The sequence below is a fragment of the Zavarzinella sp. genome (assembly GCA_041399155.1).
GTDB lineage: Bacteria > Planctomycetota > Planctomycetia > Gemmatales > Gemmataceae > JAWKTI01.
The window spans coordinates 314,722-340,469 of record JAWKTI010000001.1; the positions used below are offsets into that span (position 1 = coordinate 314,722).

Below are 25,748 nucleotides of genomic sequence, written 5' to 3' on the forward strand. Positions count from 1 at the left end.
GGTACTTTCCGAACCCGTTGCGGAGCATCATCATGGGATTATTTGAGCAGATTCATACATTTTTAACAAATTCCAACCCACAAACCGCCAATCGCACAAAAATTGTGCTGAAGGTAGAAAATCTGGAAGACCGCTCGGTGCCTGCTGTTCTACTTTGGGATGGGGGTGGGGATGGTACATCCTGGTCCGATGCCCGAAACTGGGTTGATCAGGCTGCGTTACAGGTTACCGATGAGCCACTAAACGCCCCCGGAGTCGATGACCATGCGATTATTGACATGGCTGGTGCGGTTTACACCGTTCGGGTTGATAGTGATATTGTCGTTGACAGTATTACCATGAATTCCACCAGTGCAGAACTCGACATCAATGGTCGCACTCTGACAGTTACCAACGAACTGAACGCACAAAGCAACAAAGTGATCCGGTTGACGGATGGCACGCTGAATGCAGGCGAGATTACGAATAATGGATTATTTACAGCTCTCAAAACTTCATCTGTATCCGCAGATAACTTTACCAATTTTAGTACCGTGCAACTGGTGAAATCTGCCGCCCAGGGTGCGGTATTGTTGAACTTCAATGGCGAAATGCACAATGAAGGACTGGTCAACTTTCTTCTGTCCGGCTCCAATAATGTGAACGCGTCGCTGATACTTTCCGAAGGTTCTACCCTGGTAAACGAAGCAGATGGCGAAATACTGATGGGAAGCGGTACCGGTACGTCAATTCTGCAGGGTACCGTCGATAATTTTGGTACGATCAACATTCTGGAAGACAACAGCAAGATTAATGGTGTTGGCACCGTACTGAATAATCATGGCACGGTGAACGTGGCATCGACAGGACGGCTCTTTGGCGAAAATGCTACTTATAACCAGATCGCAGGAGTCTTCAACAATGAACGTGATGTGCGACTGGAGAACAACGGCACTTTCAACATGTCTGGGGGTGTACTTAACGAAAACTCGGCAGGCTCCGAGATTTTCCATGTCAAGAACCTGATCATTTCCGGTGGGGATCACAACGGACGCGCCATTGTTGTCACGAATGGAACAGCCCATTTCGCTGCTGAAGCACCGAATGATGCCAATGTGCAGTTAAGACAATCGAATACGGTCTCCGGCACGCTGGTACAGGGACAGACGCTGACTGTCTTAAAACAAACCAACCTTGGTTCAACCACGACATTCGAAAACTTCGCGAATAGTGGCCTGGTAAGATTTGCGCCCAGCAAAACCACGGAATCGTCTACATCAGTTGCCAATGGATCTATCCAGAATAACCTTGGTGGCATGATTGAAATTACGACGAAGCTGGATTTCTCAGGCACTACAGCAACGAACGCAGGAACAATCACCACAACAAAACTTACACGTAGTGGGGGAACATTTACGAACAGTGGACATATCGAGTTGCAGTCAGGCGGCGAATGGAGTGTATTGGCAAATTCACATTTCCACCACACCGGTACCATTGCAAATAATACCACTTTCAAAGTATTTGGTGAAATGATTGTCGATGGCGACATTGCCAATTCCGGATTGCTGGAAACCTTGACAGCAGGTTCCAATCCCCCAGGTACATTAACCTATGTCAGTGGAATAGTTTCAGGAAATCATCCGACAATTACGTCTGCGAAATTGAACATACAGGGGAATTCACCGCAGGATTTTCGGATGCGTGGTGCCAGCACGCTGGAAGGTACTCTTGCCCAGGGGCAAACACTAACTGCCGTCAGCAATGGTACGACACCGCCGATTATTGTGGTGGACGATTCTGCTTTAATCAACGGAAAACTACTGATTGATAACACTGGTGCTAATACTGACAGCAGATTACAGTCAACTAATTCAGGTTCAGTTAAAGTAGGTAGTACAGGTGAAATTGTGTTCGAAGCAACTAATCGAACAACGTTGTTAGAAGCACCGATAGCAAATGAAGGCACAATTACCGTGGATGGCAGAGCAACGTTATTGTTTGGTAGGACACTATCGAACACAGGTATGCTGAATTTGAATGCTGGATCTCAGATGGGAGGTGGCACTATAGAACAACTCGCCGGTAGCTGGAATATCGATCCCACAGCGATTGCTGGTCGTGGTGCGGATATTCGCTACCTTGGCGGAAATATCAACGGGATTGTTCAGGTGACAAAATCTCTTGAACTAGGCGAAAATGCAGGGAACTCCGGCACCTTCGTGATGGAATCAGGTAGCAGCGTCAAAGGTGTGGTCAAACAAGGACAAACACTGATCCTGGGGCCTGGAAGCGTCAATGCAATCGAAGGATTACGAAACGAAGGCACCATCATCTTTCAAAGCCCAGAGAATGCAAATACCTTTTCGCAATTAGAACTCGGCCAGGCAACATTTACCAACGCAACCACTGGGGTTTTAAGAGTCCAGCATAGCAATCAGACTGCACTTTTTCACCAAGCAAACATATTTAATGAAGGTACAATTATTGTTGAATCTGGCAGATTAGATTACCGAGGGTTCTTTACGAATACCGGAAATGTAATCATCGAAGAAGATGGTAAGATCATTGCTAGCACAAACGCCGAAGGCTTCTTTATGGATGGTGGCACAATCGAGAATAACGGTGAGTTTCGATATCTTGGAGGATCATTCGAATTTAATGGAGGAAACATTCTTGATCCGATCGATGTGGATACAGCAAGTATCACTTTTGCTACCAATCTGGATTCCACAACAACAATCAATGCCAAAGGTATCAGGTTACTTTCAAATATCCCAGATGGGATCACTCTGAATATCAACAGTGATATCGCTGGCCTAACAACCAGTGTAGAAACTCCAGAAGGATTTGTAAACCATGGTATCATCAACGTTGGTACCAATACCTCGATTTCTACAGTAACACTTGGTCATCCACAGCGAAAGATTACTAACCTTGGTACGATCAACATAAATGGCACTGGTGCACGCACTGTTCGTGGTACGCTTGATAACCAGGGCACAATCAATGCTGCCTCGAACTGGATACTGGATGGCAGCACCACGAAAAATCATTTGAACAGTGGAATCATCAATTCAAGTGCGACAACTACCATTCGCGGTGCGTCTTTCCTGAACGAAACCACTGGGACAATCAACGCCAGCGGATCACTGATATTCAAGGATGCTTTTGCCAATACCAAAACTGTTTCCGCAGGCAAAATCAATATCGGGACGACGGGTGCGGCAGCCCAGTTGAATATTACCGGTGATATTGAACTTACCTCAACAGCTGCATTGAACTTCGATATTGGCGGTGAAATTCCAGGCACGGAACATGATCGTCTCAACATTACAGGGAAAGGTACTCTCAATGGGGTGGCGAACTTTGATTTAATCAATGGCCATGTGCCTGCTGAAAACTCTGCGTATGTTCCGCTGACCTATACAAGCAAGGTGAATGACTTTGCCTTATATACAGGTCTCAACTCAGGGATTACCCAGGTCTTTCAATCCACAGCAACTGCGACAGAGCTTCAAGTGATCACTGTCGCACCTGGGTTTGATATCCGCCCACAGATTACATCTGTGGCATCCAATGGAATTTCAGGACAGGCGGTTCAACTCAGTTACGATGTTATCAATAATGGGTTACCAATCGTTGGGCAAACCTGGAAGGATCGCATATATATTTCCTCATCGGCCACGTTCGATCCAAGATTCGCATTTTTAGTTAAAGAAGTGACGAAATCGGCAGATATTGCCCAGGGTGACACCATTTCCGAAACTGTTTCGGTAGATATCCCTGGGGTCAATCCTGGTAACTATTTCTGGCATATCGTCAGCGATGTCAATCAAGTAATTGCAGATTCAAACCGCAGCAACAATGTTACTACTTCAACCAGCCAAACATTTGTCACAGCAGATCAGTTGGGGTTGGGTGAAACGATTACAGGAAACATCAAGGCAGGACAGAATTTCTACTGGGAACTGGAACTGACACAGGCTGAAGCAACGATGCTCGATCTGGTGATGGATAAGAACGATGCGATCCGAATGTTTATCAGTCAGGATGAAATGCCCAGCAACTGGAACTTTGACTTTGAATCGGAAAGAGTATCGGCGACAAATGCCACTCACCAGTTTAAGACTGATGAATTACGCAAGTACTTTGTGCATTTACGAGCAAATCCCAGTGCCGGTGCCGATGGAACCAATTACAGCCTTAGTTGGTTCAACGTGCCATTGACCATTTCTAGTGTTACTTCCAACAAAGGATCTAACTTAGGCAACGCAACGGTAGTACTCAATGGAACCTCTTATCGGGAAGGTGCCCACGTACAGCTAATTGGCCAAAATGGGGTAGTTGTGCGGGATGCAATTGATGTTACCGTGATAGATAGCGAAAAACTGGAAGCAACATTCAATCTTACAGGTGAGGCGGCAGGTTTATATAATTTGCGAGTAATTGTGGGCACAGAAGCCGCTGATTGCGGTGGGAACTGCTACGAAGTAGTATCAACTGTAGCTGGATCGTTTAGTACAAACATTACCTTACCCGATGTTGCGGTGGGTCGTATTGGTACAGGGTCGGTTACTTTCAAGAACAATTCAAACACAGATCTCGAAGCACCCATTTTCTTACTGGAAATTTCCAATGGGCTATTGGGATTTGATGACTGCTTCGACGCCAGTTGTATGAGCGAGACGAAAGTCTTTTTTGTTGATTCTGGGGAAGGTAATCGCCAATTCTATCGGCCTGGAGAAAGTGGCACGATTTTCTTCAATTTCACCGTACCCAATGACGAAACTTTCAGAGTTACCGTGAAACAACTAGATGATGCAACTCCATTGCCTGCTGAATTCGTTACATCTCTGTTTCCGGCAACATTCACGGAGGAACAGATTAACTTTTTTGCCCCGCGTCTGAGTGGGCTTGTCGGGGATACATTTGGTTCTTTCCATTCCGCATTAGCCAGAAAGGCGAACGATCTGGCTGAATTTGGTGCCCCGGGGACTACCAATATTAATACACTGGTGCAATCACTCGTTGGTGAAACTACTGGATTTGGCAGTTTGAGCTCGTTGGCTAACGGCACGAATAAAATGGAATTCATCAACCGGAATGGCCGCACCGATCAGCAGATTCTGGTTTCATTGAATGGATTCCAAATACACGAACTAGTCAACAACTGCCAGGTTTCAGGGGAGCAAGGAATTCTGATTCTTAGAGGTGAGGGATTTTTTCAGCCTGATCCCAATGTTGAATTCCCTGAACTCACCATCATTATCCTGATAAATCGAGAAACTGGTGAACAGTTTGAAGTGATTGCAAAGTTCATCTCTGAAAATGAACTGCATGTGGATCTGTCGTCGGTCAATCTTGGCGAGGGCCTTAGCGATTACGATATCCATGTCGATCCGTTCTCAAACCGGACCGGCGAAGAGTTTATTCTGCGCAAAGCGTTTCAACTGAAGAGCTTTCTGACACCACGTCCGCCGATTATGAGTTCACTGATCGTTCAAAACTTCTCGGAGTTTGGTGTGTCGGGTGTTCAATTCAAGCAGGAAAATGGATTGATTTCGGAAATTTCATTTAACGGTTATGGGTTCGCCCCGGGAACGAAAATTGAAGTGTTTGATGATGATGGAAATTTGGTGTTTTTTCAGGAAGGCAGCCCAGATACTAGCACCTCGATCAGCTATTTTGGATTGTCAATCGATCCGAACAACGTGCGAAAAGTGACAATCGTGAACTTTGATGAAATTAGTGATGACTTTAAAGAAATTGAAATTGGTATTTCAGATGCCTCTGAACTAGCAGATATCGATGGTTTCATTCCGATTTTAGAAGAAGGTTCAAAATTTGTCGGCTTTAGTACCGAAGTTAGCAATTCAGGCCCGCCGATGAGTTCATTTCTCATCTCTAATAATTGCCTTCAAGAAGGAGCAGTCGTAAATGTTGCAAAAATTCTTGGAGTTAATATTGCAGGTATAACACAAATCTTTATCGGGAACGCAACTACTTTAGTTCCTATCGATGGGTTTGAAATTTCAACCTTTACTGATGAGAATACTGGTCGTTCTTTTGAATCTCTTGCACTTGTTTTACCTGACGGCCTGACTGCTGGTGAATATTTCATTACGATTGATCAAGTGATCGAAGGTGGAAATCTCATTCGCCATACCATTTCTAAGGCAATCACCATCAAGCAATCACCTTCGATGCAGATCACTTCCCCCACGTCATTTGGTGAAGGCGTGGCAGATGCAACACACTACGCCATGCGAACCACTGGTGGCAAGACAGTTGCCACAATTGGTGGGGTAGATATTCTGGTGCCTACTGATGAAGAAGGCGAATTTGTTTCCACAGCACTATTGCCAATCACACAGAATGGTTCTGATTTAACATTCACTGTGGGGAATTTTGATCAGAATTTTGATTCCAACACTGGTACCTACAAAGGCTATACGGATCGCTCAACAGGCGAAGTCTTCATTCCCACATTCTTCAATTCTGTGCGTGGGTTGATTTCTACTCTGGAAAACGCAACTCGCGTAATACAATCGTTTAAAAGAGATGCGCAAGGGAAAGTGGTGGAACAATTGATTGAAAACGCTCAAACGGGTTCTTTAGAGATGACCCGGTATGGCTATAATTCCGCAGGACAAATGTCTTCACTAACTACCCCGGATGGAAAGACCAGCAACTTTACTTACAACGAAAATAATCAGGTTACGGGCATTACCAATTCCGAAGGTGGCTCTTGTACTTTGGAGTATGATCCCACCACACTCTATCTCATCAAATCAATTGAAAACATCAGCGGGGGAGAGTTTACTCTTTCCTACAGCGCCTTGGGACTATTGCAATCGGTAACACTACCTGATGGAACAGAACTTACAGAAGACCGCGGGAATGATAACACTGCCATCGATGCCCAACTGGCAGCACTCAATCAGCAACAGCAGGAATTTGGTTCCCAACTGGGCAATGCAATTACGAATGCGCTTAAGAAAGCAGATGACTTCATGGAGCGAATAACTGCATGCCATCCACTGATCAAGAATGTGCTGGAAGGGATTGTTGAGATCGAGCAAGTTTCTGCAGCGAAAAAATTGCAGAAAGGCCAATCTGCTTCTGGTTCCCAGCGTCAACGTGAATTGAAACCAGCTTCCAGTGAGAAAAAATCAACTACTGAGAAAATCATTGAAGTAATCAATACTGTTCAGGATTATGTCGAAATTACAGAATCTGGTGAAGATGCAACTACCCTGGCAACCAAAGATGGCCAAGCTAAACGAGCTGTTGATCCGAATGATATTCTAGGCCCTTCCGGTGTGGGGGATCTGCACCACCTGATGCAAGATGAAACGCTGCAATACACCATTCGCTTCGAAAACATTGCAGAAGCCACTGCACCTGCCCAGGAAGTGTTTATCACTCAGACACTGGATAGCGATCTCGATTTCAGCACCTACCGCCTGGAAGAGTTTGGGTTCGGGGATATTCGGATTCAACTTCCTGGAGATAGCAACAGCATCCGTACTATTGTGGATCTTACAGAATCACGTGTCATCCTGGTACGTGTCAGTGCAGATATCAATGAGCTTACCGGACAGATTCGCTGGATCTTTGAATCCCAGGATCCAGAAACCGGAGCTCTGCCTGCCAATCCACTGTTGGGTTTCTTACCGCCCAACGTAATACCGGGCGAAGGCGAAGGATTTGTCAGGTATTCGATCAGGACTAAGGCAGATCGGATATCTGGTGATCGCATCGATGCTGCGGCCAGCATAGTGTTCGATGTAAACGAAGCGATCGCGACGCCGCCGATCTTCAACACCATTGATGCTGGGGAACCATCTGCAACAATGAATGCTTTAGCCGAACGGCAGACAAGCGAAACCTTTACCATTTCATGGACAGGCACCGATGATGTGGGTGGGTCTGGCGTTGCCCATTACGATGTGTACGTGTCGGAGAATGGTGGGGAATATGTGAAGTATCTGGACGATACCACGGCCACCTCTGCAGAGTTCACAGGAACAAATGGAAGCAGTTACCAGTTCTTTGTGGTGGCTACCGATCTTGTTGGTTTTGAACAACCCCAGCCGAGTGTTCCACAGGCTTCCACCACAGTGGCACTTCCCACGGAGGGCACAGCAGAACTGGTTGATGGCAATCTCATTGTGACGGGAACCAGCGGGGATGATGATATTATTATCAATCGTTTGCGCCGCGATTTGGTCAAGGTAAAAATCAATGGCGAAGTCGTTGGCACATTCTTTGTTTCAGGCAAAATTCAGGCAAATGGCCTGGATGGTGATGATCTGATCCGCCTGGAAGAAAATGTGTTGCAGGAGGCAATTTTGCTGGGTGGGAACGGTGATGATAAGCTTGTCGGTGGCAAAGGGTTTAATTATCTCGATGGTGGTGCGGGGGACGATGTGCTTCACGGCAACGCTGGCGATGATATTTTAATTGGTGGCACCGGCGATGATAAACTCCATGGGGATCAAGGAAACGACATTCTGATTGGTGGTAGTGGTGATGATGTGCTGGATGGAGATAATGGCCACGACCTGATGATCGGTGGTTCTGGTGAAGATAATCTCCGCGGCGGCAGTGGGGACGATATTCTGATCGGTGGCACCACTACATGGGAGAATAATCCCCCTGCCCTAACTGATATTCTCAGCTATTGGGCCAGCCAGAATGATTACGAAGAACGTGTTTTGCGTTTGTCAACAGAAACGGACAATGATCCCCTGCCCAAATTGATTACAATTGGATCCGCACCAAGGGTGTTTGATGATCATGCGAAAGACAAAATATCTGGGGATGGAGGAGAAGACTGGTTTTTTGTTAATCTCACGAAACCAAATCGTGATTCTCTGACCGATTATCGCAGGAAGGAAATCATCCATCAAACTGATGCAGCTGAGTAGAGAATTGAACAGCTCCCAGGATTGGACTAGTGCAGGGTGGGGGCCAGTTGGAAGGCAATGCTGTTCCTTTTGAATAAGTATGCGGACAAGAACTCTGACGACTCTGAAAGACGCTTAACCGTCCAGGATCAGGGGCGATGGGTGCCGAACCATCCGGAATGTGAATGAATAACCAATCCCTTTCGAGCTCATCCAAAAGTGAATAGAATCAAAACATTTCCTGGAAACTACTTGGTTGCAGTTTGATGCGATTCTGTGCGAGGAGGCAACCTTACCGGGTAAATTTTTAACCGATCATCAGAATGTTTCCCCAATTTCACGCTGTGTGCAGATTTGTAGCATCATGGGAGATGAACCCGAAAAAATGACCCGCTCACAAGGGATTTGTGTACCCGTTCAGTGGGCGACTCTTTTGATTTCAGCATTCAAGGCGCAGGTTTTCTTAACTTGCGGAGATCATTGATGTTCTTTGCTGATTCAGATTCCTGAGAATCGATCCAAGTTGGTGGGGAGATGTCGAATTGTTGCTGTTTCCAGGCTGCAGGTGATAGTTCGCTCATCCAATCCTGGGCCTAAATCGATCCCGCACCCTCCTGAATCACCCAATCCCTGATTTTCAACAACCCCTGACTGACGATCCCAACTGAAGCGAAGTTGATGACGCCTTGGTATTCATAAGATACTACAGTTGTTCAGTGTACAGGTATGTCTCATACTCCAGTCAACAAAGGAAAAATAGAGATGAGGAATTTGAGATTCCAGATCGTGGAACTTGCTATCTTCTGTTTTCTCATGGGAGCCTCCATGTGTGTGTCGGCTTACGCTGGCACGGAGGAAAGACCACGCAATCGGGTAGTTGAGGTGGGCTCACCGTTTCGCGATCATGCGATTCTTCAACGCGAAAAGAAGGTCCCGGTCTGGGGCTGGAGCAATCCTGGCACACGAGTTGGAGTTAATTTCGCTGGTCAGTCCAAGTTTGCCACGGCAGGCAAGGACGGCAAGTGGAAGCTGGAACTCGATCCACTCAAGGCCTCCGCCATACCTGCGGATATGGTCATCACTGAAGAGGGCGGCATGACACTGACCCTCAAGGACATTCTGGTGGGTGAGATCTGGCACGCATCAGGGCAGTCGAATATGGAGTGGGTCGCTGGTAGTTCCCTGTGTCGTGATCTGGCCCGAGAACTAGCCGGCGCGACCGAGGCAGTTCCAATTCGCGAGTTCCGAACCGACACTGTGTCGGCTCTGTATCCCCAGCAGAAAGTGACATCGGAACAAGGCTGGAAGACGATCAATTCTGCCAGTCAGTTCTCGGCACTTTCGCTTGCTTTTGCATACGAGCTTTACAAGCAGCTGAAGGTTCCCGTCGGCATCCTTCTGACCTCTCACAGCAACACTCGCATTGAGGCTTTCTCCCAGCGGCAGGCGATCGAATCTCACCCCAAGCTGAAAGTGGATGCCGACCAGATACATGACGGTGATGTGACGACGATGCAGGGCCGCGCCGCCTTCGAACAGTTCTACCGCGATCTTGCATCATGGCAGGATGAATCCGCCAAGCAAGGATTTCCAGTAGAACGCCCACTGAGACGACCGGAGTTGCCCGGAATCGCGGGGCAATGGCGTGGGCCTTCGCAGTTTTTCAACGGCAAGATCGCTCCGATCGTTCCCTACGCTATCCGCGGGTCGATCTGGTGCCAGGGTACAAGCAATTCCAATGACGGTCGAATCTACGCATCGCGTCTGGAAGCACTTGCTGATGGCTGGCGCATAGCATGGGGAATGCCTGATATGCCATTCTACTTCACGCAGATGCAGTGTTATGGCGATGCAGATCCAAATGCCGTTGGTTTTGCCGATATCCGACAGGCGCAACTCCTGTTCTTCAAGAACAATCGCAAGCATGTAGGCATGGTTGTGCAGAGTGACCTGAATCCGCAGAATCCTGGCGCGATTCATTACCAAAACAAACTCCACCCTGGGATACGCTTGGCACGCTGGGCGCTGGCGAAAGACTACGGCCGTGACATCGCTTATACAGGGCCAATCTACAGCGGTTATCAAGTAGAGAAAAGCAAGCTGATTGTTACCTTTGAAAAAGATAGTCTGTTTGGCGGCCTGATGTCAGGCAGCAAGGGTCAGGAAAAAAACAACGCGACCCCTGGCATGTATGTCGAGCCTGCTAAGTCTACTCCCGGTGAGAAGCTGAATCATTTCCGTATTTGCGGTGCCGATAAGCAGTGGCATTCTGCCCAAGCGGTGATCGAGGGTGACACGGTAGTTGTAAGTTCATCGTCGGTGCCACAGCCGATCGGTGTGCAGTATGCCTATTGTGCATCGCCAATCAACAGCAACCTCTACAACAAGGCCGGCTTACCAGCCACACCCTTTGCCGCCATCAACGGTAAGCTCATTTTCGAAGAAGACGACCCCGAGAAAGTTGCCGCAGAGAAGGCGCGTTATGCCCGCTTCACCGATCCAGACTACCCCATCCTCCAGGTGGTTGAGTATTTTCGCGATGGGGCCATCATTCAACGCGATCAGCCTATCCCAGTGTGGGGACATGCCAACAAGGGCGTGGAGGTTACGGTAACACTAGGCGATGTCACCAGGTCTGCCAAAGCCAACGACCGGCAGCAGTGGTCAGTCATCTTTCCTGCCAGGAAAGCTTCGACCCTGCCAATCACTCTGACGGTCAAATCAAACCACGGTCATCGCAGAACCGTAACGAACATCCTTGTCGGGGATGTCTGGTTTCTGACCGGCGGCACACTGCTGACCTCGGAATCGGGACATGAACAGCGTGACAAGAAAGTTGATCTCCCAGCCGCAATGCCGCTGGTCCGGGAGTTCAAAAGAATGTCCGCCGCCAGCTATTCACCTACACCGAGGAAACGCCAGTTTGAAACTGGAGCTGGAAGATATCGCTCATCCTGGAGGACCGCCGACTTCTCGAAACAGGACCAAGGCGTGACCATGTTCGCTTACCAATTCGCAAAGGCTCTGAATCGTCCGGATGTTCCCCAAGGCTTCATCACCATGTCATCCGGCCAGGGCGGTCGTTCTCCCTTTATGGCCTCACCGCTTTCGTGGACATCCTACGACGGCGTCAGGAAAGTGACGCATCCTTCATTTCGAATGAGACTGGAATCTCTACATCTGCAGGACCCCTCCTCGGATATTGCCCGTAAGACTGCAGCTGAATATTTGGATGCAGTCAAGAATTCTGTGAACACGGTCTTGGAGTTGGCTAAGAGGAATACTGACCTGTCCACTGCGCCACTTGCTTATCCCGCGTTTGCGAATGGAAACAATGAGAATGACGTGAAGAAAGACATGATTCCGACCTACGCCTACAACTGGTGCGTCAGTCCATTTACCCCGATGTCTGTGTCGGGCGTGATCTGGGTGCCAGATCAATACAATCTCGGCTACAGCCCAGCGGATTACGCGGCAGAGCTGCAAGTCTATGCCCGCAGTCTGCCAGCAACTTTCGGGCAGGATCATGTGAAGTTTATTTATGCCCAGCCGGCTGGCACACTGGTCGATGGCATCACCGAGCCGTCGATCCCCGGCGCGAAACAAATCATCTTCGACAATTGGCCCAAGAGCCTGAAAGATATCGCGGCTCAGATGGGACGATTGGCAAAATGATGTCGCTTTTAGCGGATCACGTTGTCAAGACCAAATCACTTGCATGGGTAGTTCCAGAAAATATCGTTGCTGCCTGGTCAAGCATCTGCTTTTTCCAGCCTTGCACCAGCCGGATGAGGATTCCAAATCGGGCCGCCACCTGACTGAGTGTCTGATCTCCTTTCATCGCTGCCAAAGCCACCTGAGCATTGAATGCAGCAGTATGAGTTCGTGGTCTTTTACTCATCATCAACCCTTCGTTGGCACGAGTATTTTCTACCACAAAAGCGATTCTATTCGTGGTAGATTTTTCGGGGTCCAACATAGACGCTTATAAACGTGGGAGAATAGTCGTGACTACCGATTTCGAGTTACCTTGCCTTATCTTCTTTCCTAAAAACGCTTTTAAGAATGGACATGAGTGTAAGAGATGCAAACAAATCATTGGAAAAGTTGCTGGGCAGAGATGCGACACTTGCGAAGATGCAGGCGACCCTGGAGCTGGCACGGAAGGAGAACGGAAGCCAGTGGAGTGTATTTGATTGGGTTAGCTGGTCACGGAATGCAGCTGCAGAATTCCGACGTGGCATACTACTGTGCGTGGGATACGGATCAGAAGATCGTTGCAGCCGGGAAAGATCCGTGGGATTACCAGACGATGTTTCCGCTGAGTGATGCGTTGGCCAGTATTTTAGGCAGCAGTGCCGGTTCTCGTGTATTAATGATGGATGCTTGCCGGAACGATCCTACTGCTGGTCGGGGTCGGGAAGTAGGTACCAGTTTATAGATTGGGGATATTCCCAATACAGCGGTGCTGCTGAGCTGTTCCCAGGGGCAGAAATCTTTCGAGGATACACAGTGGGGGGACGTCCAGGAGTTCTTGAAAAAATGCAACTTACAGGGTTATGTGAACCGGTTACCAAATGAACACGAGTGGGAGTATGCTTATCGTGGCGGCAAGGGAAACAAACTGGCGTTTTATTGGGGAAATGAGTTGAAAGGGTAGGGCAAACCATAATGGGAAAGTGCGATTTGGAACAAATGAAGTAGGTCAATTTGTCGGAAGATCAACTGAAGTAGGAACATATGAAAAGATTGCTCCTCACCCTTGGGGACTTTGTGACAGGAGTGGAAACGTTTATGACTGGTGCGATAATCTTACTGACATAAGTTCTGAAAGGGCATTTCGAGGTGGGAGCTGGATAAGCCATCATGGGATGATGTGTCGTGGTGCAATGATGAGTTCGAGTAAACCTCTTGAAAAAAGAAAGTTTATCGGTTTTCGTGTAGCTTTAGTTCCGTGAAGGCCAGCTATTCCATCCAGATCGCAACTTCATCCAGGGTTTTTCTGCGTAGATTGGGAACTGTGCAGTCTTTTGCAGGGTAACCAACAGGAAACAGGATAAACGGGCGTTCGTTTGCTGGACGACCGAGCATATTTGCAAGAAAGGCCATCGGGCTGGGGGTATGAGTCAGTGTTGCCAGCCCCATCTGGTGCAATGCGGTAATGAAGATGCCACAGGCAATACCCACACTTTCCTTCACGTAATAGTTCTTTTCTACATTCCCCTGTGGCGCAATGCGATAGGTTTCTTCGAATACCACCACAATCCATGGTACGATCTCCAGGTATGGCTTTTCCCAATTTGTCCCAATGGGTGCCAGAGCATGTAACCACTCTGCCGACATGCGACGGTCGTATGATTGCTTCTCTTCCGTTTCTACTGCCACCCGAATCTGTTTTTTAATTTCAGTTTGGCTGATTGCAACAAATTTCCATGGCTGCCGGTGGGCCCCGGATGGACTGGTAGAAGCTGTGCGTATTGCAAGTTCAATCAGTTCTTTTGGAACTGGCCGATCGGAAAAATCACGTACATTACGGCGGAGATCCATCAACCGGAAAAACTCTTCCCCACGCTGTTCTGTTTCCTCATTACTCAACTGGAGTGGCTGAAATGGGATCTGCAAGCTCATTTCTTTTTGCCTTTAGCAGGGGGTGTTCTGTTAACCAACTCCGTAAATGAATCTGTTTGTTTCTGCCACAGTTCACTGAGTTCCTTCACTTTTTCTGGCATTTCCCGGGCCTTATTGTGCTGTTCTGCACGATCGGTTTTCATATCGTAAAGCTCCCATGGATCGCCCGCCGAAGCAACCAGTTTCCAATCACCCACGCGAATAGCCTTATGGTCATCGTGTAGCCACCAGAGAAAATCCCGTTCGATCAAGATATCCTTTGCCAGGGCCGGTGCGATACTTTTGCCTGGTGCTGCAGGGATGGGCACGCCATTCCAGTCTTTGGGTTTGTCGATTTTCGTCAGATCCAGAACCGTGGGAACGAAGTCGATAAAGTGAGCGGGTGTGGTCCGCAACTCACCCTTCGCGTGGATACCAGCAGGCCAGTGAACGATGAATGGAGTGCTGATTCCACCTTCGTGGAGCCACGTCTTATGTCTGCGGTAGGGAGTATTGCATGCGCTTGCAAATCCCGGCCCAAGGCAAAGGTACGATGCAGAACTTCCCGGTGATGCTGCAGGATCGTGGCCGCCGTCCCGCACCATGATTTCCGAACTGGCACCATTGTCCGATGCAAACAGAATAATCGTGTTGTCCAGAGCGTTCATCACCTTGAGTTGCTTGATCACTCGACCGATCTCCCTGTCCATGCGATCTATCATCGCGGCATGGATCGCCATCTTGGTTGCTTGAAATGTGCGCTGTTCCTGGGTGAGTTCACTCCAGGGTAACGGGCGATCGACTTCACCGGAGCCCAGTTTTTTGAACGCATCCGGGAAACGATAGGGTGGTCCCACATTCTGTTCCAGAGCAGACAGGCTTGTGTTCACAATGCCGAGTTCTTTCTGACGAGCAAATCGAGATTCGCGGAGTTTGTTCCAACCTTCAGCATACTTACCTTCGTATTTTGCAATGTCTTCCGGTAATGCGTGAAGCGGGAAATGTGGCGCATGAAAGGCCAGGTAATGGAAGAACGGCTTATTTGAATGATTCGCTGCATGATCCTTCAGACACGCGATGGCATGATCGGCAGTTGCAATGGTCAGGTAATAACCTTTTTCGTCTGCGAGTGGCTTTATGGGAACATCGTTCAGCAGGCTGCCACGTGCGGTGAAAAAGTTTCCAGGGCTGTTGATCGTGAGTGCACTGTCAAAGCCACCATCGAGGGTTTTGCCATCAATGTGCCATTTGCCGCTATGATAGCTGCGGTAGCCCGCAGATCGCAAGAAATCGGGCAATAATCGTGCCCAGGCTTGTCTGATTCCACGCACGCCACCACCTGGTACGCCGGGCAACTTGTCGCGATGAATCTGCTGCGGATAGTAGCCACTTAAGAGTGCACCCCGCGAGGGCCAGCAGCGCGTCGAATTGTAGAACTGTGTGAAGCGAAGTCCATTTTTCGCCAGAGCATCGAGATTCGGTGTGGCGATTTCCCCACCATAGCAGCCAAGGTCGGAAAATCCGAGATCATCTGCCAGAATCAAAACAATATTGGGTTTGGGTGCAGCGTTGAGAACTGAACAGCAACCATGGAACAGGAAGATGATCCAGAGTTTCTTTAACATGTTGTGTTCATCTCCATGGGAGTCACTGTTAGAAGCAGGTTGTCAGTCTAGTTATGGGCAACACAATATCCAGTATTTTCCCACTTGAACCATACCCCGTCTGCAAAGTGCGTCTTTGCGGTATTTCAAAATCCTTTTACATATCACCGATTCAGGGCCATCAGGTCTGCAGGTCTGGGTGAAGATACATACCGCACGTCAGGAATTCCTTGGCAAAACAGGACCTACGCAATTGGATTGATTCTTGGTACGGCAAGAAACAATGAAGGGCAGATGCAGAGGAGGAAGTTGCACATGTTGTTGCCCCAGTTCCAATCGAATCCCGACTTGATATCCAACAGCAGTCATCCACCACAGTCGAAAGAACTTCTTCTTTCCGTGACTGCTGAGAAATGACAGAACTTTCTACGTTTCTGACAAACTCGTCCAGATTTTGGGGTTTTAGTAGGTTGTGTCATGTGTCATTTGTCAGAGGTGTTATTTTTGAGATGATTTACATTTTCAACCAATCGTATCAGACTGTGGTTCTCAAGTGTGTAAAAGTTCGATCAGTTCATCAGGTAGTTCATGGGTGGCTTGTTTAAGATCGGCGGGTAATTAACCCAGTGGTGGGCCAAAGGGAATGATTATCTCATAATAGCCGCATTCATGGGCATGTAATTTTGGCTGAATGATCGGATTACCCAACCGTTCTTCCAGCTCAACCTCCTTAACAAAAAGATCTTGAGTATCTTGATCACCTTGCTTGACAACACCAATCATCCTGCAGCCTGTTCCCAAGGAAGGGAATCTTCCGACAGTTGTTTCGGTGCTTGTTGGTGCTGAGCTGTACTCACTGTAACCAATGATTTAATGGCGGCTTTGATTGCGTCTGGCATTTGCGGCCAGGCAGTGATAATGGCAGCCAGATCATTGGCATCTGACTGCGAAAAAAGAGGTGCAACACTGGGTGCAACAGGTCGATTCAATTCGTCGTAAGTGCCTGCAGAATAAGTAGTTTGCGAATCTGAAATAACGGTTTGCAAAACCGTCATTCCCCGGTTCGAATCCGGGCGAGGCCTCTGGTTTTTCTCTTCTTCAGCGGTGATTATCTTTCCGCAAACATAGTCTATTAAAGTACTTACGTCGATCACAAAACGACCAAAACGTCCGCTTTTGTATCCAATAGTGGGATCATGATCGCTATCCGACTATCAATGCTCTAAAGAGTTTGGGAGCAGATGACGATGGCGGAAAATTCAGTCGACAAAGGAGCAGTTTTAATTACTGGTGCCACCGGTGGCGTGGGAAGTGCCCTTGCAGAACTGTTACACTCCCAGGGTTTCCCACTGTTTCTTGCGGGGCGCAATGCGGAAAAATTGCAGGCATTGGGGCAGCGTTTAAACGCACCCTACTGGGTAGGAGATCTTACGGAAAGCCTTGCAGCACAGACAGTTGTGGAAAAATGCCTGGAGCACCATGGGCAATTGTCTGGCGTGGCACATTGCGTGGGGTCGTTTGTGTTGAAACCAGCCCACCTGACTTCGGATGAAGATTGGGATAACACAATTGCTATTAACCTGACCAGTGCCTTTCGCTTGGTGCGTGCCAGTGTGAAGGCGATGAAAGGCAGCGGATCGATTGCTCTGGTCTCTTCCGTGGCTGCCCGCTTTGGCCTGGCGAACCACGAAGCGATTGGTGCCGCAAAGGCTGGGATTATTGGCCTGACGTTGTCTGCTGCGGCCACCTATGCTGCTCGTGGCATCCGTGTAAATTGCGTGGCACCTGGATTAGTGCAAACACCGTTGACACAAGGACTTACAGCAAATGAAACCTCTCGGAAAATTTCAACTGCGATGCACCCCGTGGGGCGACTTGGTGAACCAGGCGATGTTGCCCGCGTGCTCGCACTATTGCTCGATCCACAGAATAGCTGGCTGACTGGTCAAGTAATTGGCGTCGATGGGGGGATGGGTTCATTGCGATCTACGCACAAAGTGTGAGTGATTTCTCATTTTTTGCGTCATTTATGCAGTATCGTAATGTTCTTCTAATTTTTTTGAAAATTTCTTAACTGCTTTCAAAACAAGAACTTACGTTCGTTTTCAAAGAAATTCCTTGAAAAAATCCAAAAATAAGTGATCAATTGAACAAGCTCAAGGATATATTATATAGAAGTGGAAATAATTTCACTATAACTGTTCTTTGACAATTCGATTTTTCCTAGTCTCACCTTCTGGTAGGGAGTCCGGATTATTGGGGCTGGGATGTGGCTTGTTTGAAGATTAGCTTGCTGGCAAGTTTTTTCATCTTTATTCCCAGTGGTCGCAGCTTGCGATAGGGGAAGAGCATCGCCAGCAGGCCCACGAAGATGGCCATTGCCAGTTGCTGATTGGTGAATTCCCGCTGCACATACTGAATGATATCCGGGCGGTGTACTGGTGCCTGCATATCCGCTTTGCCAAAGAAGACATCTTCAAAGCCTGGTCGTGGGGTGGAACGGTCTTCAAATTCTGTCAGTCGCATGCCAATCTCATTGCTGTTGGCCGGAAACATGAGATCTTTGGTCAACTGCTCGCGGGTTTCTTTGCTCAGTGCATCACTCCACACAGTTTTGGCAGGCCAGGCTTTTGTGGAATCGCCCAGAAAACCTTCCACACGCTCCTCGCCAATGAAGTAGACCCGCAACATCCGTGGGGGATAATTCCCACCGTAGGGGCGAGGCACAGGTGGCTCTTTGTAAGGATAAAACGGCTTGTCGGTCTGAAAAGAGATCCGCAATGCCTTGGCCTGCACCATGATTTCCTTATCGAGTGTGGCGTCAGCTGGGATTTTAAACGCAGTGATGAACCATTTCTTCTGTACGTAATGGTCGATCCACGGCTTCAATTTGTCGGAAACAGGATACTTATGATCTGCCAACCACTTGGTTAATGCATCGGCATTGGAGGCTTCCAGAATGGCACTATCTAATCCTGCAACCCGTTGTTCGGCAAGCACTTGCACACCACCTGCAGGTGCAGGATAATCCATGGTCGCAGATTTTTCCGATCCACAACCACAACCCATTTTGGGTGGGGCCGTGCGGGCCTGCTGCACAATCTTGGGCGCTGTCAATGTTTTCAGCGAATCGAACACTGTTGCACCCACTTCACCCAGTTCTGGTTTCGTTGGAGTGGGTACCAGAAAGCCAAACTCTTTGGCATTGGTTTCGAACGTAGCAGAACGAATAAAGTGTTCTGTTTTCGTTTCGGCATTCCACAAGATCAGTGCAGTTTCGTCTGCTGCACGGATAGCATCTTTGGGATCCATCGGCGCAATCGCACAGGCATGAACATGGTTTGGCGGGAAAGCCAGATTCAAAACGGAAAAGAAACTTCCCACCAAGGCGATCGAAAAAATAACTTTCATCTCGGCCTCGCAAATAATAATGAAGAATTAAGAAGCAGGTGCTTCCGGATAAACATCGTCCATTGTAGTTTCCCACTGACCGATGCCAATGGAGATTACCACAATCCCTTTGCGATGGTCAACACGAGACACTTTGGCGGTGTTGCGAAACCGTGCCGAATAGACCGTGCTGCCCGCCTGCAAGGTCTGCCGCCACCGTTTTACTTCTTCCTCTCTGCGGGCCTGACGCTGCAGCTCATTCAGTTGTGCCTGGTATTCCTGTTTCTGGCGATCCGCTTCCGCCTGGCGTGCCAGTGCTTCCGCGCGGGCTTTTTCCGCATCTTCGCGAAGTGCCTGCAGGCGTTGCATTTCGGGGAGTTTGCCTTTCTTCCGCCGCGTGTAGTGGTGGGCACGTTTCAAAATACTTTTGGGCAGTTTTAGTCTGCGGGCAATTTTTAAGGCGTTGCTCATCCCAAACTGGCCGATGTGTAGGCGATAGGTTGGCCGTAATGTTTCCAGATCGAATTCAACTGCAGCATTCTCTGCGCGGTCGTTGGTAAAGGCATAGGTTTTCAGATCACCCAGGTGGGTGGTGACAATCGCCCGACAGCCCAACTCTGCCAGAAAGTCCAGAATTGCCCGGCCCAACGCGGCACCTTCGTGGGGATCGGTACCAGCACCCACTTCATCGAGCATAATCAGTGATCTGGAAGTAGCCTGGGCAAAAATGGTCGACATGCGGGAAATGTGAGAGCTGAACGTGCTGAGCGATTGTTCGATACTTTGCTCGTCGCCGATATCGGCAAAAATATGATCGAATATCGGCACGCAACTGCCTTCGGCTGCGGGAATCATCATCCCGCACATCGCCATCACGGAAAGCAGTCCCGTGGTCTTTAGTGTGACGGTTTTTCCACCCGTATTTGGGCCGGTAATGATCAACAGATCGAAGCCGTTTCCCAGGCGAATATCAATTGGTACCACCTTGCGTTGGGTTCCCGGACTGCCATCTGCCTTCGGTGGAATGGTTTCGTGCCGGAACAGATGTTCCAGCAGTGGGTGGCGGGCGACACGCAGCCACAGCCGACCTTCTGTATTCATCTCCGGTGGGTACATCTTGTAATCGAGTGCGTGCCTTGCCTTCGCCGTAATCAGATCGGTGCGTGCCATAATGTCCAGCGCGGCACCGGCTGGGCGAGCGTATTTGCCCACGTGGGCAGATAGTTTTCGCAATATGCGTTTGATTTCGCGATCTTCTTCGCCTTTCAGAACCACCCGTTCTGCAGAAAAGCGGGAAATGGAAGCGGGTTCGATATAAATTGTCTCGCCGGTGCTGCTGGTGCGGTGCACCACCCCGGGTACTTTCTGGCGATGATTGGCTGCCACTGCCAGCACATAATGATCGCCATTCACGGTGGCATTCTGAAAACGAAGCACTTCGCGCAGTTTGGGATCGCGCAACAGGCGTTTTAATTCCTGTTGTACTTTCTCATCCACCTGAAACAGTTTTTGTCGGATTTCGGCTAATTCGGGGCTGGCACCATCAAGAACGTTGCCACGGCCATCAATGGAAGAAGTGATATTTTTGGCCAGCGTGCCCATATCTTCGATGGGTGCCAGCAACTCCAGCAACCGGTGGTGCCGGGCATCGATTCGCATGCGATAGCGATAGAAGGCACCAGTTGCCAGAAAAATATCCGATACCTGCAATAACTGCTCTTCTGTCAGCATCGTGCCAATCATGGCCCGCTTCAACAGTAGTCGTACATCGCGAATGCCTTGCAGTGGTGGTGCCTGCCCTTGTGTCAGTACATCCACCATTTCGGTGACCAGGCCAATTTCGTGGCGAACTTTCTCCAAGTTCTGCATTGGTTCCAGTTGTTGCACCAGATCCACACCAATGGATGTAACCGCATACCCACTGACAATGTCCAGCAGTTTATTGAAACCGATCAGACCTAGTGTGTGTGAATCCATGGCACAATGAGGGGAGGAGCCTTGAAAAAGTTCGCAGGTGGGCATTAGCCCCCACGTCGGCCTGCTTTTTTACGGTCCGATTCTTTCAGCAGAATCTTCCGCAGTCGAATGGCGGTGGGGGTTACTTCCACTAATTCATCGTCTTCGATATATTCCAGGGCCGCTTCCAGATCGAACTGGCGTGGCTGTTTCAGCACCGTTTTAATTTCGGCGTTGGCGTTGCGGATGTTGGTTAGCTTTTTCTCGCGGCAGACGTTTACTGGCAAGTCATTATCCCGCACATGCTGGGCTACCAACTGGCCTTCGTAAACCGGTTCCATTGGTGCCACAAACATCACCCCACGTTCCTGCAGATCTTCCAGTGCGTATGCAGTTGCTTTGGCGGTTTCCGTTGAGATCATCACGCCGTTCAAACGACTGGGCAGTGCTGGTTTCACCGGCTGATATTCATGAAACGTATGGTGGACAATCGCCATTCCGCTGGTGGCGGTCATCAGGCGAGTCCGTAATCCAATCAGGCCGCGTGCGGGAATGGTAAACTCCAGGTGGGCAAGACTTTCACCGGAATCCATCGACATCAGTTGGCCCTGACGTTCCAGCACCTGAGCCATCACGGAGCCCACATGGTTGCCGGGAACATCGACCACCAGGTGCTCCACGGGTTCCATCTTCACGCCATCGATTTCGCGAATAATCACGCGGGGTTTGCCTACGGACAGTTCGTAACCTTCCCGGCGGATCGTTTCCAGCAGAATGGTCAGGTGGAGCAGACCACGGCCAGAAACAATGTATTCTTCCCCACGGTCGCTGGGGCGGACTCGCAAGGCGATATTTCGCTGTAACTCTTTATCAAGCCGGTCTTTCAATTCACGACTGGTAAGCGGTTTGCCATCCTGACCAGTAAATGGCGAATCGTTGATCCGGAATACCATGTCCAGGGTGGGCTCATCGATTTTCACGGGTGGCATCGCTTCGGGATGATCCACATCGGTCACGGTATCGCCGATATCCACATCATCCAGCCCAACCAAAGCGACAATGTCGCCAGCGGAAAGCGATTCCACTTCTTTTTGCCCAGTCTCTCGTATTCCAGCACCTGGACGATGGTGTCGTCGATGATACGGCCATCTTTCTGCTTGATCAGTTTGACCCGCTGGTTCTTTTTGACGGTACCGCGGTTGATCTTTCCGACGGCAATTCGCCCCACGTAATCACTGTATTCCAGCGATACAACCTGCATCTGCAAGGGGCCATCCATGGTCACCACAGGCGGGTCGATTTTTTCCAGAATCGCATCGAACAGTGGGTGCAGGTCGGTGCCAGGCTTGCTCAGATCGCGGGTGGCGATGCCCTGTTTGCCAGAAGCATAAATCAGGGGGAAGTCCATCGTTGCATCATCCGCGCCCAATTCCATGAACAGGTCAAAGATCATGTTGTGGACATCAGGAATACGTGCATCGGGGCGGTCGATCTTGTTGATCACCACCACCGGCTTCAGTTTCTTTTCGAATGCTTTGCGAAGTACGAACCGCGTTTGTGGCAGTGGACCTTCCGCGGCATCGACCAGCAGAAAGACCCCGTCGGCCATCAACAGAATCCGCTCGACTTCCCCGCCGAAATCGGCGTGGCCGGGCGTATCCATGAGATTGACTTTGATGTTGCCTAAACGGATGGCAATATTTTTGCCTAAAATGGTAATCCCACGCTCTCGTTCGAGATCGTTTGAGTCCATAATGAGGCCATGCTGGCCCCCCACCAATTTGTCCAGTTCTTCAGAGCGAAACTGGCCCGATTGGCGTAACATTTGATCCACCATGGTGGTTTTGCCATGGTCAACGTGGGCAATAACTGCCAAGTTCCTAATATCTTGACGCGGCTGCATAAAAAAGCGCTAAATCCTTCCGTTCGATACGATCTTGCAAGAACAATATTAATTGTAGGAACGTTTGGGCTTTCTGCGAGTGGGGAAAATGGGATGGAAAAGTGGCATTTTGCCCACTTATTTATTTCTGTGCAGTATATTTGCCGACATTCGCCCACGGAGCACGTTGCAATAAATAGCAATTCGGCTATATAGCTGATCTGTTTTGAAAGTGTTTCCTAAAGGGACTTTAAGCTGAACGATTGTAAACCCGCTATCCGGAAGTAAATAACGTGAGTGAAGAAGAGGCGCTACTGAAGGCGATCCAACTTTCCCCGGCTGACACTACCGTCAGGCTGGTGTACGCCGACTGGCTGGAAGACCGAGGTGATCCACGTGCAGAGTTCTTGCGACTTCAAAACCAACTTGCTAAGGTTCTCGACCGGCTCCAACATGTGCGAGCAGGGCTGTCCCGTGAATGGATTCAGACTGTTGAGGTCTGCCGGGATGTTGTGTTGCACTCGTTCACACCTGAGAATCGCCGTGCGGTAACCAAAATCGTGCGATTACACTCTGCTATGATGATGGAAGAGATTCGGGACCTGTTCGCACAGCTACCTGCGGTGATACTTAAAAATCAATCTTTGGTGAAAGCGGAACGTGTTCGGCAGGAGTTGGAAAAAGTAGCTGTGGTCACCATTGAGCCGTCAACGGATTGAGATTCAGAAGAACACCAGGATTTTCATCTTCGGTCATTGAATTGACAAAGTAGTTTCAAGTTGATTTGTGAATACAACTTTCAATGTGTACTTTGGCATGCCTGCTGCAAGGGAATATTTGACAAACTTGCACAACTATCATCTGACCAAGATTTGAGCTTCCCCAAATCAACTAAAAATCATGGGGAAAAATACTCGATTCCAAGTGGAATTCCAAGTTCCCAAAGTGTGGGTGTTGCTGGCACGTCAAAGCCAAGTGCCAGAATGTTGCTGTGAATTCCGATATAAACATCAATGAAGTACTTTTTCATTTGAAGATTTTTGAATACTTCAATACGCTTATTCACAAAATTTTCTGTCCATTCTATGACGTGATTTGGGAGGAGTGGCTCATCGACACGATACTCTGTGCACCAATAGCCTGCGGATCGGCATTCACCGTAAGGCACTTTTGATTCGCCTGGTCGCAATGCAATCGAAGGATCTGCGTCTAGTAGCTTTGTCAATTCGGCAGGATCCAAATTTGGATGACAAATTCTTATTGTTGCACTAGACCACCATAAGAATCGTTTAGATTCTATCGTCATCGTTTTTATTCCCCCTCCGATAGACAGAATCTACGTCCAAAGACCTATTTTATTTCTTCTTCTTTTTCTTGGTTTTCAACTGGATTGCCAGGGAGCGATGGGACCAGTCCATCAATATGGTGGGGTTTTGCAGCACTTCTGGTGGGAGGAGATAGTAGGACATCGTCATCGGTTTGTCTGGATATGGCTGGAAGGCGTGGGAGCCAGCTTCGAGATACTCATCACGATTGCTGTCATCGACCTTCAGGTAGACAAGATCGTCTGCAACCAGGCCAAACATTTTGCCATCGCGATACAAACCCGCACCACCAAACATCTTACGTGCGGTTACCCCGCCCCATGTGGCGTACTGATCCAGCACATATTGCAGAAACTCTTCGGAAAGGGCCATTTGCTGCCTCCGTGGGGCATCCTAGATCACATACGCGGTGGGGTCGGGGATGCCCGCTTCTGCAAAGCCTTTTTTGCGGAGCTGGCAGGCATCGCATTTCCCGCAGGCAAGTCCGCTGGGGGTAGGGTCGTAACAACTGATTGTCTGGCGGTAATCGACCCCCAGGCGGGTGCCCAGTTGAATAATTTCTGCTTTCGTCAGTTGCAACAGGGGTGCGTGAATACGGAACTGCCCCTTTCCTTCAATGGCAGCCTGGGTGGCCAGATTCGCCAAAGTGGCAAACGCATCCAGAAAGGCGGGCCGGCAATCGGGATAGCCAGAATAATCCAGGACATTTGCCCCAATAAAGATGTCAAATGCTCCACAGGTTTCCGCATAACCCAGTGCAATGCCCAACAGAATCGTATTGCGGGCCGGAACATACGTCACGGGGATTCCGTGGGACAATTCCTCGCTGGTCCGGCTTTTTGGGACCGGAATATCCGCTGTTAATGCGGAACCACCAATTGCCCGCAAGTCGAGTGTCACCAGTCGGTGGTCGCTGGCACCCATCAATTGTGCCAGTTGCTCCGCCCGTTCCAGTTCCACCTGGTGGCGTTGACCGTAATTCACGCTGAGGGCATGGATCGAAAATCCATCGGCTTTCGCCACCGCAAGGCAAGTGGTGCTATCCAGACCGCCACTCAGCAGCACCACGGCTTTTTTTGTTGTCATCGCT

At 49.0% G+C, this 25,748-nt stretch carries 18 protein-coding genes; 5 read left to right on the forward strand and 13 right to left on the reverse strand.

Going from position 1 to position 25,748, the window contains the following annotated elements; translation table 11 throughout:
* The first annotated feature begins 32 nt into the window (after window positions 1-32).
* Complete coding sequence (locus tag R3B84_01420; GenBank protein MEZ6139205.1) at window positions 33-8,915, forward strand: CARDB domain-containing protein; 8,883 nt, start codon at window positions 33-35, stop codon at window positions 8,913-8,915.
* A 425-nt stretch (window positions 8,916-9,340) separates the two neighbouring features.
* Here R3B84_01420 and R3B84_01425 read toward each other — a convergent pair whose 3' ends face one another.
* The gene (locus R3B84_01425) at window positions 9,341-9,475 is read right to left on the reverse strand and encodes a hypothetical protein (protein ID MEZ6139206.1); all 135 of its coding nucleotides are present in this window, start codon (window positions 9,473-9,475) and stop codon (window positions 9,341-9,343) included.
* Between the two features lie 181 nt (window positions 9,476-9,656).
* On the opposite strand from R3B84_01425, the gene R3B84_01430 reads away from it, so the two are divergent.
* Window positions 9,657-12,569, forward strand: coding sequence for a hypothetical protein (locus R3B84_01430; protein MEZ6139207.1), 2,913 nt, complete (start codon window positions 9,657-9,659; stop codon window positions 12,567-12,569).
* 16 nt (window positions 12,570-12,585) lie between these two features.
* On the opposite strand, the gene R3B84_01435 is transcribed toward R3B84_01430, so the two are convergent.
* Window positions 12,586-12,798 (reverse strand): transposase, encoded by a 213-nt coding sequence (locus R3B84_01435; protein MEZ6139208.1) that lies wholly within the window; start codon window positions 12,796-12,798, stop codon window positions 12,586-12,588.
* Between the two features lie 312 nt (window positions 12,799-13,110).
* Here R3B84_01435 and R3B84_01440 point away from each other — a divergent pair, with 312 nt between their 5' ends.
* Window positions 13,111-13,335, forward strand: a complete 225-nt coding sequence (locus R3B84_01440) for a hypothetical protein (protein ID MEZ6139209.1) — start codon at window positions 13,111-13,113, stop codon at window positions 13,333-13,335.
* A gap of 524 nt (window positions 13,336-13,859) precedes the next feature.
* Here R3B84_01440 and R3B84_01445 read toward each other — a convergent pair.
* From R3B84_01445 to R3B84_01460, 4 genes are all read right to left on the reverse strand, one after another.
* The gene (locus tag R3B84_01445) at window positions 13,860-14,522 is read right to left on the reverse strand and encodes a nitroreductase family protein (protein ID MEZ6139210.1); all 663 of its coding nucleotides are present in this window, start codon (window positions 14,520-14,522) and stop codon (window positions 13,860-13,862) included.
* The gene (locus R3B84_01450; GenBank protein ID MEZ6139211.1) at window positions 14,519-16,126 is read right to left on the reverse strand and encodes an arylsulfatase; all 1,608 of its coding nucleotides are present in this window, start codon (window positions 16,124-16,126) and stop codon (window positions 14,519-14,521) included. Before R3B84_01450 ends, R3B84_01445 begins: the two co-directional genes overlap by 4 nt.
* A 597-nt stretch (window positions 16,127-16,723) precedes the next feature.
* Complete coding sequence (locus R3B84_01455) at window positions 16,724-16,888, reverse strand: hypothetical protein (protein MEZ6139212.1); 165 nt, start codon at window positions 16,886-16,888, stop codon at window positions 16,724-16,726.
* Complete coding sequence (locus tag R3B84_01460; GenBank protein ID MEZ6139213.1) at window positions 16,885-17,160, reverse strand: hypothetical protein; 276 nt, start codon at window positions 17,158-17,160, stop codon at window positions 16,885-16,887. Before R3B84_01460 ends, R3B84_01455 begins: the two co-directional genes overlap by 4 nt.
* A 192-nt stretch (window positions 17,161-17,352) precedes the next feature.
* Between R3B84_01460 and R3B84_01465 the strand changes: the two genes are divergently transcribed.
* On the forward strand, window positions 17,353-18,108 hold the full coding sequence (locus R3B84_01465) for an SDR family NAD(P)-dependent oxidoreductase (GenBank protein MEZ6139214.1): 756 nt from the start codon (window positions 17,353-17,355) through the stop codon (window positions 18,106-18,108).
* Between the two features lie 250 nt (window positions 18,109-18,358).
* Here the strand turns inward: R3B84_01465 and R3B84_01470 are convergent, their stop codons facing one another.
* Genes R3B84_01470 through R3B84_01485 form a run of 4 tightly spaced genes read right to left on the reverse strand, consistent with a single transcriptional unit; the run spans window position 18,359 to window position 23,327 of the window.
* Window positions 18,359-19,516, reverse strand: coding sequence for a DUF2330 domain-containing protein (locus R3B84_01470; GenBank protein ID MEZ6139215.1), 1,158 nt, complete (start codon window positions 19,514-19,516; stop codon window positions 18,359-18,361).
* Between the two features lie 27 nt (window positions 19,517-19,543).
* Window positions 19,544-21,472: a DNA strand exchange inhibitor protein gene (locus tag R3B84_01475; protein ID MEZ6139216.1), complete on the reverse strand. Its 1,929-nt coding sequence runs from the start codon at window positions 21,470-21,472 to the stop codon at window positions 19,544-19,546.
* A gap of 44 nt (window positions 21,473-21,516) precedes the next feature.
* Window positions 21,517-22,536 (reverse strand): hypothetical protein, encoded by a 1,020-nt coding sequence (locus R3B84_01480; GenBank protein ID MEZ6139217.1) that lies wholly within the window; start codon window positions 22,534-22,536, stop codon window positions 21,517-21,519.
* A complete protein-coding gene (locus tag R3B84_01485) occupies window positions 22,464-23,327 on the reverse strand; it encodes a GTP-binding protein (protein ID MEZ6139218.1) in 864 nt (287 codons plus the stop codon). The genes R3B84_01480 and R3B84_01485 overlap by 73 nt, the downstream gene beginning before the upstream one ends.
* Window positions 23,328-23,626: 299 nt before the next feature.
* Between R3B84_01485 and R3B84_01490 the strand changes: the two genes are divergently transcribed.
* A complete protein-coding gene (locus R3B84_01490) occupies window positions 23,627-24,052 on the forward strand; it encodes a TIGR02996 domain-containing protein (protein MEZ6139219.1) in 426 nt (141 codons plus the stop codon).
* Window positions 24,053-24,231: 179 nt separating this feature from the next.
* Here R3B84_01490 and R3B84_01495 read toward each other — a convergent pair whose 3' ends face one another.
* The 3 genes from R3B84_01495 to queC are packed head-to-tail and all read right to left on the reverse strand — an operon-like array spanning window position 24,232 to window position 25,744.
* Window positions 24,232-24,639 (reverse strand): hypothetical protein, encoded by a 408-nt coding sequence (locus R3B84_01495; protein MEZ6139220.1) that lies wholly within the window; start codon window positions 24,637-24,639, stop codon window positions 24,232-24,234.
* Between the two features lie 49 nt (window positions 24,640-24,688).
* Complete coding sequence (locus R3B84_01500) at window positions 24,689-25,030, reverse strand: TfoX/Sxy family protein (protein ID MEZ6139221.1); 342 nt, start codon at window positions 25,028-25,030, stop codon at window positions 24,689-24,691.
* A 21-nt stretch (window positions 25,031-25,051) separates the two neighbouring features.
* Window positions 25,052-25,744 carry a 7-cyano-7-deazaguanine synthase QueC gene (queC, locus tag R3B84_01505; GenBank protein MEZ6139222.1) on the reverse strand — a complete coding sequence of 231 codons (693 nt, stop codon included), beginning with the start codon at window positions 25,742-25,744 and terminating at the stop codon, window positions 25,052-25,054.
* Window positions 25,745-25,748 lie beyond the last annotated feature (4 nt).

Bases quoted from the DNA above. Each gene is read 5' to 3' on its own strand.
- R3B84_01420 (MEZ6139205.1), top strand. From the start codon at position 33: ATGGGATTATTTGAGCAGATTCATACATTTTTAACAAATTCCAACCCA.
- R3B84_01450 (MEZ6139211.1), bottom strand. From the start codon at position 16,126: ATGTTAAAGAAACTCTGGATCATCTTCCTGTTCCATGGTTGCTGTTCA.
- R3B84_01440 (MEZ6139209.1), top strand. From the start codon at position 13,111: ATGCAGCTGCAGAATTCCGACGTGGCATACTACTGTGCGTGGGATACG.
- R3B84_01500 (MEZ6139221.1), bottom strand. From the start codon at position 25,030: ATGGCCCTTTCCGAAGAGTTTCTGCAATATGTGCTGGATCAGTACGCC.
- R3B84_01430 (MEZ6139207.1), top strand. From the start codon at position 9,657: ATGAGGAATTTGAGATTCCAGATCGTGGAACTTGCTATCTTCTGTTTT.
- R3B84_01470 (MEZ6139215.1), bottom strand. From the start codon at position 19,516: ATGAAAGTTATTTTTTCGATCGCCTTGGTGGGAAGTTTCTTTTCCGTT.
- R3B84_01455 (MEZ6139212.1), bottom strand. From the start codon at position 16,888: ATGATTGGTGTTGTCAAGCAAGGTGATCAAGATACTCAAGATCTTTTT.
- R3B84_01425 (MEZ6139206.1), bottom strand. From the start codon at position 9,475: ATGAGCGAACTATCACCTGCAGCCTGGAAACAGCAACAATTCGACATC.
- R3B84_01465 (MEZ6139214.1), top strand. From the start codon at position 17,353: ATGGCGGAAAATTCAGTCGACAAAGGAGCAGTTTTAATTACTGGTGCC.
- R3B84_01495 (MEZ6139220.1), bottom strand. From the start codon at position 24,639: ATGACGATAGAATCTAAACGATTCTTATGGTGGTCTAGTGCAACAATA.
- R3B84_01435 (MEZ6139208.1), bottom strand. From the start codon at position 12,798: ATGATGAGTAAAAGACCACGAACTCATACTGCTGCATTCAATGCTCAG.
- R3B84_01475 (MEZ6139216.1), bottom strand. From the start codon at position 21,472: ATGGATTCACACACACTAGGTCTGATCGGTTTCAATAAACTGCTGGAC.
- queC (MEZ6139222.1), bottom strand. From the start codon at position 25,744: ATGACAACAAAAAAAGCCGTGGTGCTGCTGAGTGGCGGTCTGGATAGC.
- R3B84_01445 (MEZ6139210.1), bottom strand. From the start codon at position 14,522: ATGAGCTTGCAGATCCCATTTCAGCCACTCCAGTTGAGTAATGAGGAA.
- R3B84_01460 (MEZ6139213.1), bottom strand. From the start codon at position 17,160: ATGACGGTTTTGCAAACCGTTATTTCAGATTCGCAAACTACTTATTCT.